Here is an 11,138-nt window from a genome sequence, read left to right on the forward strand (position 1 = left end):
CGCAGCCGTTCCCGTTGCGACCGCACACCCGGCTCGAGGCCCTTCGCTCCGGTGAGGTTGTGCTGTCCTCACCATCATCACTACGGTAAGGCCTCTTCCGACTTCCGCTCGACTCTCCCTACCGGGCACCGTGGGCTGGCAACCCACGGCCTTCTGAGCCGGTGCCGAGACGGATCTCTCCTGTTGCCGGTCAGGCCGTGCGCGCGTGCCACTCCCTGTACCCCGGAGGGACCCGGCAGACGTTTTGCTCCCTCCGATGAGGCTCTTGGCACCCCGCTCAGCCGCCGGGTTCTCACCCGCCGACCGGGGCCTGCTACCGGGCGCTCCAGTACCTACCCGGGCGGGACTCACACCCGCTGGTCCGACCAACCTACCAGAACGCAACATCTCGACAGTCTATGTTGACACCCCGGCGTGATCCCAACCATCCCGCTCGGGTGAGCGCCCTCACCCTGTCAGGTGGTCCGAAGGGGTGAGCACGGTCCTGCCGAATGACCACGGCGATCTCACTCGCATTAGCGATGACACTGCAGTCGCGGACTGCGACAGTGGACCGGCGGAGAGCGACCCGGCAGGTCACGCGGGGGCGGCCCGGGTCGCCGGACAACGTGTGCACACCGGGACAGCGCATGACCATCGAAGGAGAGTTGCAGGGGCTCCGGATCGGCGAGCCCGCCCTGGGGGACGAGGTCTGGGCCGAGTTGCTCGCCGGCGCCGGCGTCCGCCGGGTCCCGCCGCGGAGGCGTGTCCTCGCGCCCACGTCCCCGCCCTCCGTCGCCGTCGTCGTGCACGGCCTCGTCCGGGTCTTCATGTGGACCGCGCGCCGCACCCCCGTGACCATCGGCTACGCGAGGCACGGCCGGCTGGTCGGCCCCGGTGCGCTGCTCTCGAGCGGCAAGATCGCCGCCGAGGCCGTGGTCACGAGCACCGTCGCCCTGGTGCCCGCCGACCATCTCCGCGACACCCTGCTCCGGCGTCCGCAGGCGGCGTGGACGCTGGTGGAGTGGGCGCAGCGCTGGTATGCAGCCGCGCTGACCACCGCGATCGAGGGCATGTCCGCGCCGCTCAGCATCCGCGTCGCCCGCCATCTCCTCGACATGTCGATGCTCACGCCCGGCGACGAAACCATCGCCCCGGTCACCCACCAGCACCTGGCCGACGCCGTCGGAACAGCGCGCGAGGTCGTCACCCGGGCTCTCGGCGAGTTCCGCGAGCATGGACTGGTGATCACGCGACGGAGACACGTCGTCCTCCGCAATCCGCAGGGAATGGCGCGTTTCGCGGCGGGACAGGACCCGCTGCTGCGGGACCCGGACTGAGTCCCGTGACCAGGGAACGGCCGGAGTGCTAGCGTCCCCCGCCGTCGCCGCCATCGACGTGCCGGACAGCGGCCACCTGCGTGCCGACGTCCGGCAGTACCTGGCCAACGCCTGCACGGCGCTGGAGCATCCGCTGGTCTGCCGCATCCTGCCCGACCTGCTGGCCGGGCCGCTGTACTGGCGGATGGTCGTGGTCCGGACGCCGACCGACGACAACTACTTCGACCGCCTCACCGACAAGACGTCTTCGGACTGGCGCAGGACTAGGGCAACTGCCAATCGCCCCACTCCTCCAGCCAATCGACGAGGTGCCGCACGTATCGCTCGAGATGCAGCGGGTGTTCCGGCGAGTAACGATCCAGGAACGTCGCGGCGAGCGGCTCGACGCTGAACGCCCGATACCAGACGCCTGCGCGTCGGTACGTCTCGGAATCCACGGCGCCGCGGACGTTCCTCCAGCCGTGCCATCCCATCCACATCGCGTCGATCGCCGGGTCGAACGCGTGGGCCACATCCCAGTCGAGGACACCGATCACCGTGCCGTCCGCGCCCCAGTGGACGTTTCCACCGCAGAGGTCGCCGTGGACCAGTGCGTCGGGGACCGGGTCCAGGGCGAGCACGTCCTCGACGCGCCGCCGGGCATTGTCGCGCCACCTCTCCGGCAAGCGCGGGATGACCGCTTCGATCATGAGCTCCACCCACTGCGGCCCGCCGGAGTATTCGTGCGGTGTGTTGAGAACCGCACGCAGCTCCGGAGTGATAGGAACCACCCGCAGAGCCTCGAGAAGACCTCCGATGGCGGACGGATCCCCTTCGCCCACGGCGAGCCCCTCACCGGCGATCCACGAGACGGCGACTGCGGCCCGCTCGCCGAACATCGTCACCGGCGTGAGCGGCTCGGGAACCGCGAACGGCAGCCCGGAAGCTGCAAGCAACCGCAGCCGTTCGGTCCTTCGGCCCATGGCCTCCGAGGCGGGCGCACGCTTGGCGATCCGAACCGCGGCGACACCCGGGATCGTGACGACGTAGTGGAACGTGCCCTGTGCAAGGCGGGCGGCCTCGAGCGGAGCGCCGGGGACGAGGGCGTCGGCGATCTCCAGCAGATCCGCAGGAACGGGCTCGGTCATGTCCTCAGCCGTCTGAGCCGCAGCACCGCCGACTTCGACCTCCTCGCGATCGGCTCGACGGTCGCCGGAGGTTCGTCGCTGGTCACCGTCGCAGGTGCTGGCGACATCGACCTGGTGCTATATCTTGAGCATGTGCGCTGGCACACATGTCGGTGAGCGACTCACCTCGAGCCTGGCCCGACGGCTCCTGCTGAGCAGCCCCCTGGTCGGGGAGCGCGGCCTCGGCCTCCTGGCGATCGAGGAGGAGCAGGCGCAAACTGCGTGCCAGCCACAACTCATAGGTGTCGGCCTCCCAGCCCCGTTCGGCCGTGAGGATCCGATATACCTCCGGCGACATCAGCAGGTACACGATGTCAGCGGCATGGCGTTCCTCGACTTCTGGGGACAATGCGCGTCGGGCTGCGAGGCCCGCGGCGATTCGAGACTGCCCCGCATGCCGCTGACGCCGAATCTCCGTCAGCATCTCCGCGGCTTCCTGGTCCACGCTGGAAGCCGTCGCGAGCGTGTGCTGCAGATCGGCTGACCGTTCGAGCAGCTCGCGCGCGTGACGGGCGAACGAATCCAGGAATAGGCGCGGATCGGGTTCAGACAGCGCGGCGCGAACTCGGGGTCGGTCGACGAACGCGATCGGCTCATCGTCCCCACCCAACGCTGCATCGACGACAGCGGCAAGGATCCCCCGCTTCGAGCCGAACAGACGATAGACGGTGGTGGGGGGCGTCCTCGCCGCGCGCGAGATGGCATCGACCGTGGTGGCCGGATACCCCGCCTCGATGAACAGCGCTGTCGCTGCGTCGATGACCTCGCGGCGGGTGAGCCGTGAGTGGGCTGCACGGCGCGAGTTGTCGTAGGGGCGCTTGACAGGGGTCGGCATATTGGCGATAGTATCACTCTTGTGAACGTAACTCCACTACCAGGAAAGTCGAGGGCCCGAGTCCTGGTCGTGGGGGCGGGGCCGACCGGAATGGTCGCCGCCATCACGCTCGCCCGGTACGGCATCGACGTGCTGCTCATCGAGAAGCGAGACGACGTGTCGAGACTCTCGAGGAACCTCGTGATCAGCACACGAGGTATGGAGCTCATGCGCGCATGGGGTCTCGAGGAGGCGGTCAGGGCGGGCGGAACCGGCGTCGAACCGCGCGCGTGGGTCACGTCCAGTCTCGCCTCACGGGAGGGACAGGAGATGCCCCTCGGCTATCCCACGGCCGAGGAAGCGGCTGCGGTGAGCCCCAGCCGGGCGACGTGGGTTGCGCAGGACCACCACGAGCCGATCCTGCTCGCGTACCTCAGGACGCTGCCCACTGCCCAGGTCAGGTTTCAGACCGAGCTCGTTGACCTGCGTCAGGACGGGCGGGCAGTGCATGCCACCGTCCGGGATGGGGCGTCAGCGGCCACCTACGACGCAGAGGCCGACTACGTCATCGCGGCCGACGGAGCACGGAGTGCGGTGAGAGAGCATCTCGACCTGACACTCGTCGGACCCGACGATCTGGCCGAGTACCACCGGGTCGAGTTCGAAGGGCCGCTCGCCGCCATCGCGGGCGAGCGCCGCTACGGGTTGTACGTCATCACCGATCCAGGGGTGGCTGGTGTCCTCGCACCACGGGGGCTCGGAGATCGATGGAGTCTCTCGCGCGAGTGGAAGCCCGGGCAGCCACGCTTCGACGACCACTCCGATGAGGAGCTTCAGCAACTCATCGCCCGCGCCGCCGGCCAACCAGGCCTCGCATCACGAATCGAGCGGGTCACGAGCTTTGCCTTCGCGGCACAGCTCGCCGATGGATATCGACGAGGCCGCGGGTTTCTGGTGGGCGATGCCGCGCACCGCATGACACCACGAGGCGGCACTGGCATGAACACCGGGATTCAGGACGCCTTCGACCTGGCCTGGAAGCTCGCATGGGTGCTACGGGGCTGGGTGTCGGAGGACCTGCTCGATTCCTATGAGGCCGAGCGCCGTCCCGTCGCGCAGCACAACGTCAGCCGAGCGGGCGAGCCGGGTGGCGCGCGTCGCGCAACCGACCAGGCGCTGCCGTGGGATCTCAACGGCCGCATCGCCCACCACTGGGTTCGCCAGGCGGCTGGAACAGTGTCCACGCTCGACCTCATAGGGGATGGGCTGACAGCGCTGGCCGGGCCGGCGGAAGCCCGCTGGACGGATCCCGCGGGCGCAACCACATGTCCGGTGACTGTGCGCGTGCTCGACATGATGTCGACGGAGGCGCTGGGGCTTGCACCAGGTGGCGCGCTTCTTGTACGGCCGGACGGGCACGAGATTTGCCGGTGGCCGACATACGAGGGAACCGACTGGCCACGCAGGGGTCTTGCTGCTCTCTGCACCCAACCCTCCTCGGCACCCCAGAACAACCCCCAGCACCCAGGAGGCTGTACCCCATGCCCAAGCAAGCGGTCCGGCCGACCCGCACCCAGGCGGTGATCCCCACCCTGCGGTGCCGCGACGCACGCGCCACCATCGACTTCCTGGTCGAGGCCTTCGGCGCCACCCGCCACCTGGTCGTCGCCGGCGACGGCGACCGCGCCGTCGTGCATGCCCAGGTCGAGCTCGCCCCTGGCGCCCAGATCATGCTCGGCTCCAGCGGCGGCGAGGTCCCCGAACTCGACCGGAGCGCCGGCAACGCATCGGTCTACGTCATCGTCGATGACGAGGAGCTCTCCGCCCGGTTCGAGCGCGCCCGAAAGGCCGGAGCAAGGGTCCTGCGCGAGCTCCGCCGGGAGGAGTACGGGGGCAGCGGCTTCTCGGTCGCCGACTCGGAGGGCAACATCTGGAGTTTTGGCTCGTACGACCCCTACGCTCCCGAGATCGCGGAGTGAGCATCCGCCGCGCGATGCCAGTCATCGTCACGGACGATCCAGTGGCGACGCGCCGCTTCTACGAGGAGTTCCTCGGCTTCGACGTGGTGATGGAGGAGGACGGGTTCCTGATGTTCTCCTCGCCAAGCGTGGCAACGACGCAGGTGATCGTCGTCTGGCGGAGCCCAACCGCACTCGACCCTGCAGCTCGGCAGCTCACCATGTCCCTCGAGGTTCGCGATGTCGACGCGGCGTACGCTGACGCGCGACGCCGCGACCTGGAGATCGTCCATCCGCTCACGGACGAGCCCTGGGGCATCCGCCGGTTCTTCGTCCGCGAGCCCAGCGGTGCGGTCATCAACGTGGCGAGCCACATCGCCGACCTGCCCGCCGGAGAGGAGAGCTCAGCCGTAAACCCGCCATTACCAAAGCTTGATCAGGAAACTATAATAAGCACGGTTGTTGATCAAGGTTAGGGAGCCGGCCGGATGCCCCGCCTCGTGGCCCGTCGGTGGTCGCCGACCGAGCTCGACAGACTGCTGCCGCGAGCGGACCGAGGCCCATTCGGATACGAGGCATTCGTCCCGGATCGCCTGGTCGACCTGAGGTGGACGCTCCCGCTCGACCTTGCGGAGGCGCTCTCCACGACGGAGCGGCGGGTCAGGGAGCTCAACCACAGCTCGCGCCACCTGGCCTCGCTCGAGGCGCTCTCCCGGCTGCTGCTCCGCTCGGAGAGCATCAGCTCGTCGCGGATCGAGGGGCTGCAGGTCGGGAATCGACGGCTCGCCGAGGCGCTGTTCGATCCCGAGCACTCGGGAGGTGTCGAGCGCTCGGTGGCCGCCAACGTCCTTGCTCTGACCCGTGCGATCGAGTTCGGCGCCACCGCCGCCGCTCTCACCGTCGGCGACGTCCTGGAGATCCATCACGTGCTGATCCACGGCGACGAACCGGGGATCGCCGGCCGCCTTCGCACCGAGCAGAACTGGATCGGTGGTGCGACCCCACGTACGGCGGAGTTCATCCCGCCTCCGGAGGACGAGGTGCCGCCGCTGTTGGAGGACCTTGTCGCCTACTGCAACCGGGACGACATCCCGCCGCTGGTGCAGGCCGCGATCGCTCACGCTCAGTTCGAGACGATCCATCCCTTCGCCGACGGGAACGGCCGGGTGGGGCGATGCCTCATCCACGCGCTGCTCCGCCGGCGAGGCGTCGTCGAACACTACGTACCCCCGATCAGCGTGGTGCTGGCGACCAACGGCCGCGCCTACGTCGAGGGTCTGACCGACTTTCGACGGGGCGACATCGAGGCCTGGTGCTCCCTCTTCGGCTCGGCCACGCGGTCGGCGGTGGACGGAGCCGTCCGCCTGTTCGACGCGCTGGATGAGCTCGAGAACGAGTGGCTGGAGCGAGCCGGCCGGCCCCGCCAGGGCTCCTCTGCCCGCCGGCTCATCCAGCAGCTGCCCGGTGTCCCGATCCTGGATGTCGCCACCGCCGCCGAGATCCTCGGCGTGTCCTTCCCCGCCGCCAACCAGGCTGTCGCGCGCCTGGCGAGCGCGGGGGTGCTCCGGCCGGTACGCGAGCAGGCCAGGCGTTCTCGCCGCTGGGTCGCTGCCGACGTGGTGGGTCTCCTCGACGGCTTCGAGTGGCACATGGCGACACCCGACGAGGCGATCGATCACGTGACCGGCCGCCGCCCCTCCCCGTCACCGACGTTTCGCTCACGCGAGCGCCTGAGGCGTCCTCGCACGACCGGGGCGGAGGAGACTCCGGGCAGCGGGGAGGCGGAACAGGAGCACCCGGGCGCCCGGCTCTGATCACGGACGCGTCCCGGAACGACAGAATGCAGGCGTCATCGAGCCAGGGAGACGATGTGATGCCCTTCTACCAGTTCACCGTTCTCGCCGGCGGTCCGAGCGCCGCACGTAAGGCCGAGATCGCCTCGGCCGTGACCAGGATCCACACCGAGGTCACCGGAGCCCCGGCCCACTACGTGAACTGTTCGTTCGTGGAGGTGCCCGAGGGCAGCCTCTTCGTCGCCGGCGAGGCCGTGGAGGCCGGTCGGATGGTCGGCACCATCCGCCAGGGCCGGAGCGAGGAGGTGAAGCGCAGGCTCCTCCTGGGACTGGCCGAGGCGTGGAGCTCGGTGGCCGGCGAGCCGATCGGCGAGTTGGCCCTGTTCATCCACGAGGTGCCCGGGTACCAGGTCATGGAGAGGGGCGCCCTGCTCGGCGAGGCCTCGGAGGACAGGGCGACGATCGAGACCTGACCCCCCACCGTGCGATGGCCCGCGCTGACCGGCGTCAGTCGGACGCCTGCTCCGGGGACAGGCTCCGCAGCAGCGTTCGGACGGCGTCCCGCGCGAACACCTGGTCGGCGTCGGCGCCGGCCTGCTCACCCAGAAAGCTCCGCAGGAACGCCCGCTGGAAGCAGGCCCCGATCAGCAGGGCGGCGGCCACCGACGGCTTCGCGCTCCGCGACAGACGGCCGAGCCGCTGCTCGGCCCTCAGATATGCGGACACCACGTCGAACGGTCGCTGCGGGCCCATCCCGCTCTCGCGAAGCCTCTCCCGGTGGTGCGCCAGCAGCTCCGGATCGGAGAAGAGGGCGGCGCCGATGGGCACCACCTCCTCGTAGAAGTCCACGGCGGCGCGCGCGACCTGCTCGAGGTTCGCCGTGACCGTGCCCCGTCCCGCCCGCCCCGGCAGCTCGTCCAGGAGCGACATGAGCGGAGGCAGGCGTTCGCTCAGCAGGCAGAGGAAGAGCTCCTCCTTGTCGCGAAAGTGCTTGTAGAGCGCCGCCTCGGAGAACCCCGCGGCTCGTGCGATCTCCTTGGTGGTGGTGGCCGCCAGACCTCGCGTGCCCATGACGTGCGCCGCGGCGTCGAGGATGCGCTCTCGGGTGCTGGGGAGTGCCATCGAACCCCTTGACAGGGTGGTGAGTGATCACTAACCTAGGTTAGTGAATGCTTACTAACGATCCCACGCCGGACGGACGCCTGTCAAGCCGGCGGGACGGATCGGGACGAAGGAGAGGATCCTCATGGCCATCGACCGACCGCCGCTTCCCGCCCTGGTGCGCCGCACCAGCCGGATCGTCACTCCCCTGCTGAGGCTCGGTGTGCCGATCGGCCCGATGTGCCTGCTGACCGTGACCGGACGGCGCAGCGGGGTGCCGCGGACCACCCCGGTCGCGACCTTCGAGTTCGAGGGCGGGCGCTACCTGCCCCAGGCCATTCCCGACGCCCAGTGGGTCGCCAACGTGCGCGCCGCCGGCTGGGCCCTCCTCGGCCGCGGCCGGAAGCCGCGGCGGGTGTCGCTCGTCGAGGTCCCCGTCGAGGACCGCCGGCCCCTGCTGCGACACATGGGCTCGATGGCGCCGGCCCGCCTGCGCCGTCAGTTCGTGGAGACCGGGCTCGTCGATCCGCCCGGCGACCCCGCGGCGTTCGCCGCCGCCGCCGCCCGGATCGCCGTGTTCCGCGTGACCGACGCGGTGTGACGGCGCACGGGGAGCACCTGGCACGGCCGGAGCTCGTCCACGACGAGAGCCGCCGCCCCTTCCCCCTCCGGTCCTCCCGGCTACTCTGGGGAGAGCGAAGAACTCGTGGAACAGGGAGAGCCGGGATGTTGTTCGGCCAGGAGCACGTGCAGCGCTATGTCGAGACCGACGGAGAGGTGGGACACGAGTGGCAGGGGACGAAGACCCTCATCCTCACCACCACCGGACGGCGGTCGGGCACGGAGCGTCACAACGCCCTGATCTACGGCCGGCACGGAGACGACTACCTCGTCGTCGCCTCCAAGGGCGGGGCCCCGGAGCCGCCGGCGTGGTACCTGAACCTGGAGGCCGATCCCGAGGTGCAGGTCCAGGTGCTCGGCGACCGCTTCACCGCGCGCGCCCGCACCGCGACCCCGGAGGAGAAGCCGGGCCTCTGGCGGACGATGACCGGCGAGTGGCCGGCGTACGACGACTACCAGAAGAAGACCGAACGGGAGATCCCGGTGGTGATCCTGGAGCGCGCCTGATCGCGGGTGACGGCCCGGCCGGTCATACTCGGCGGCTCGCGCATGGCGAACTGGGAGCACACGATGGCTGATCTGACGACCGAGGACGTCACCGTCGGGACCGGGGCGGAGGCCCGCGCCGGTCAGACCGTGACGGTTCACTACGTGGGCACGCTGGACGACGGCACCAGGTTCGACGCCTCCCGTGATCGCGGGACGCCGTTCTCCTTCCCCCTGGGCCGGGGTCGGGTGATCCAGGGGTGGGACCAGGGCGTCGCCGGGATGCGCGTCGGTGGGGTGCGCAGGCTGGTGATCCCGTCCGAGCTCGGCTACGGCGACGCGGGCGCCCCGCCGGTGATCCCCCCGCGGGCCACGCTCCACTTCGAGGTCGAGCTGCTCGAGGTCAGCTAACCCAGCTCCTCGATGACCCCGGTCTCGAGGAAGACGAGATCCTCGGCGATGTTGGTCACCCGATCGGCGATGCGCTCGAGGTGGTGGGCGATGAGGAGGAGCTGCGTGCCGGCGTAGACGCTCCCCCGATCCGCGGCGATGGTCTGGACGAGCAGGTCGAAGGCGCGGCGATAGGCTCGGTCGATGGCGTCGTCACCGGCGGCGACGCGGCGGGCCTGGGCGGCGCTGCGCGCGATCATGGCGCCGAGCACCCCCCGCACCTGCTCACTGCACGAGCGCCCGATCGCGGAGAGGTCCACGCCAGTGGTGACCTCCGGCTGGTGCGCCACCTCGCGGGCGAGCTTGGCGATGCTGACGCAGTGGTCGCCCATGCGCTCGAGCTCGGATGCCATGTGGAGCAGGCCCATGGTCTCGCGGAGGTCGCAGGCCAGTGGGGCCTGGGTCAGCAGGATCGCGAAGGACAGCTCGCGGGCGTCGAGGTGGAGGGCGTTGATGCGGGCGTCCTCCGCGATCACCGCGGTGCAGCGGTCGATGTCGCGCCGTGCCAGGCCTGCCATCGCCTGGCAGATCCCCCGGTCGACCAGCTCGCCCATCCGGACCACTCCGGCGCGCAGCCGCCCGAGCTCGTCGTCGAGGACGGGGCGGTGGGGATGGGACGGCGTCGGGGTCATGCGCCGAACTCTCGGAGCGTGGACTTAAGCATCTCTTAACCATTTCACAATACGAATCGGCCCGCATCTTGTGCACGATCGCAGCGGGTGGCCTGGGAGTGAGGGGAGGAGGAACCCGCCGTGCGTCTGCCGCTGGTGCCGCGTGAGCGGCGTTTCCACGATCTCTTCGAGCAGCAGGCCGCCTGCATCGTCGCCGCCGCGGAGATCCTCCTCAAGGTGCTCGTCAACGGGGGCGACGCCGCCGCCCACCACGCCGAGATCAAGGACTGGGAGCACCGGGGCGACGAGCTGACCCACGAGATCGTGCGCACCCTGAACCGGACCTTCGTCACCCCCTTCGACCGCGAGGACATCTACGCGCTGAGCTCCGGCCTCGACGACATCCTCGACTACGTGGACGAGGTGGCGACGACGATCACCCTCTACCGGATCGCCACCATCCCCCCGGCGGCCGGCGAGCTCGGCCGGCTGGTCCTCGAGGCCGCAGGCGAGGTGCGCCAGGCGATCGCCAAGCTGGAGAAGCTCAAGCATCTGGAGCCGCACTGGATCGAGATCCACCGCCTGGAGAACCTCGGCGACAGCGTGTCCAGGGAGGCGATCGCCCAGCTCTTCGACGGCAGCTTCGAGGTGCTCGAGGTGGTCAAGCTCAAGGACCTGTACGCCCTCCTCGAGACCGCGCTGGACCGCTGCGAGGACGTGGCCAACGTCATCGAGAGCATCACCATCAAGAATGCCTGACGGCACCACCGCCCTCCTCTGGCTCACGGTGGCGGTGGCGCTCGGCTTCGACTTCACCAA

General features: G+C 69.7%; 14 protein-coding genes. 10 read left to right on the forward strand and 4 right to left on the reverse strand.

Going from position 1 to position 11,138, the window contains the following annotated elements:
- Positions 1-629: 629 nt before the first annotated feature.
- Positions 630-1,319, forward strand: coding sequence for a Crp/Fnr family transcriptional regulator (locus VGL20_08545; GenBank protein HEY2703724.1), 690 nt, complete (start codon positions 630-632; stop codon positions 1,317-1,319).
- 263 nt (positions 1,320-1,582) lie between these two features.
- Here VGL20_08545 and VGL20_08550 read toward each other — a convergent pair whose 3' ends face one another.
- Both VGL20_08550 and VGL20_08555 read right to left on the reverse strand, forming a co-directional pair.
- Positions 1,583-2,446 carry an aminoglycoside phosphotransferase family protein gene (locus tag VGL20_08550; protein HEY2703725.1) on the reverse strand — a complete coding sequence of 288 codons (864 nt, stop codon included), beginning with the start codon at positions 2,444-2,446 and terminating at the stop codon, positions 1,583-1,585.
- A gap of 82 nt (positions 2,447-2,528) precedes the next feature.
- Positions 2,529-3,320 carry a helix-turn-helix domain-containing protein gene (locus VGL20_08555; protein ID HEY2703726.1) on the reverse strand — a complete coding sequence of 264 codons (792 nt, stop codon included), beginning with the start codon at positions 3,318-3,320 and terminating at the stop codon, positions 2,529-2,531.
- A 21-nt stretch (positions 3,321-3,341) separates the two neighbouring features.
- Here VGL20_08555 and VGL20_08560 point away from each other — a divergent pair, with 21 nt between their 5' ends.
- Genes VGL20_08560 through VGL20_08580 form a run of 5 tightly spaced genes read left to right on the forward strand, consistent with a single transcriptional unit; the run spans position 3,342 to position 7,523 of the window.
- Positions 3,342-4,883 carry an FAD-dependent monooxygenase gene (locus tag VGL20_08560; GenBank protein HEY2703727.1) on the forward strand — a complete coding sequence of 514 codons (1,542 nt, stop codon included), beginning with the start codon at positions 3,342-3,344 and terminating at the stop codon, positions 4,881-4,883.
- Entirely contained in the window at positions 4,841-5,278 is a 438-nt protein-coding gene (locus tag VGL20_08565) for a VOC family protein (GenBank protein ID HEY2703728.1), read from the forward strand. The genes VGL20_08560 and VGL20_08565 overlap by 43 nt, the downstream gene beginning before the upstream one ends.
- A complete protein-coding gene (locus VGL20_08570; GenBank protein ID HEY2703729.1) occupies positions 5,275-5,733 on the forward strand; it encodes a VOC family protein in 459 nt (152 codons plus the stop codon). The genes VGL20_08565 and VGL20_08570 overlap by 4 nt, the downstream gene beginning before the upstream one ends.
- A 12-nt stretch (positions 5,734-5,745) precedes the next feature.
- Entirely contained in the window at positions 5,746-7,071 is a 1,326-nt protein-coding gene (locus tag VGL20_08575) for a Fic family protein (GenBank protein HEY2703730.1), read from the forward strand.
- Between the two features lie 59 nt (positions 7,072-7,130).
- Entirely contained in the window at positions 7,131-7,523 is a 393-nt protein-coding gene (locus VGL20_08580) for a tautomerase family protein (GenBank protein HEY2703731.1), read from the forward strand.
- Between the two features lie 34 nt (positions 7,524-7,557).
- On the opposite strand, the gene VGL20_08585 is transcribed toward VGL20_08580, so the two are convergent.
- Positions 7,558-8,172, reverse strand: coding sequence for a TetR/AcrR family transcriptional regulator (locus VGL20_08585; GenBank protein ID HEY2703732.1), 615 nt, complete (start codon positions 8,170-8,172; stop codon positions 7,558-7,560).
- Between the two features lie 124 nt (positions 8,173-8,296).
- Between VGL20_08585 and VGL20_08590 the strand changes: the two genes are divergently transcribed.
- The 3 genes from VGL20_08590 to VGL20_08600 all read left to right on the forward strand — a co-directional run bounded on the left by VGL20_08590 (position 8,297) and on the right by VGL20_08600 (position 9,669).
- Positions 8,297-8,752: a nitroreductase family deazaflavin-dependent oxidoreductase gene (locus tag VGL20_08590; GenBank protein ID HEY2703733.1), complete on the forward strand. Its 456-nt coding sequence runs from the start codon at positions 8,297-8,299 to the stop codon at positions 8,750-8,752.
- 125 nt (positions 8,753-8,877) lie between these two features.
- Entirely contained in the window at positions 8,878-9,279 is a 402-nt protein-coding gene (locus tag VGL20_08595) for a nitroreductase family deazaflavin-dependent oxidoreductase (protein HEY2703734.1), read from the forward strand.
- A gap of 63 nt (positions 9,280-9,342) precedes the next feature.
- Positions 9,343-9,669: an FKBP-type peptidyl-prolyl cis-trans isomerase gene (locus VGL20_08600; protein ID HEY2703735.1), complete on the forward strand. Its 327-nt coding sequence runs from the start codon at positions 9,343-9,345 to the stop codon at positions 9,667-9,669.
- On the opposite strand, the gene phoU is transcribed toward VGL20_08600, so the two are convergent.
- Positions 9,666-10,340 carry a phosphate signaling complex protein PhoU gene (gene phoU, locus VGL20_08605; protein HEY2703736.1) on the reverse strand — a complete coding sequence of 225 codons (675 nt, stop codon included), beginning with the start codon at positions 10,338-10,340 and terminating at the stop codon, positions 9,666-9,668. The two genes, VGL20_08600 and phoU, sit on opposite strands and share 4 nt — an antisense overlap.
- A gap of 120 nt (positions 10,341-10,460) precedes the next feature.
- On the opposite strand from phoU, the gene VGL20_08610 reads away from it, so the two are divergent.
- A complete protein-coding gene (locus VGL20_08610; protein ID HEY2703737.1) occupies positions 10,461-11,078 on the forward strand; it encodes a DUF47 family protein in 618 nt (205 codons plus the stop codon).
- The last annotated feature ends 60 nt before the right edge of the window (positions 11,079-11,138 follow it).

Source organism: Candidatus Dormiibacterota bacterium (assembly GCA_036495095.1).
Classification (GTDB): Bacteria; Chloroflexota; Dormibacteria; order Aeolococcales; family Aeolococcaceae; genus CF-96.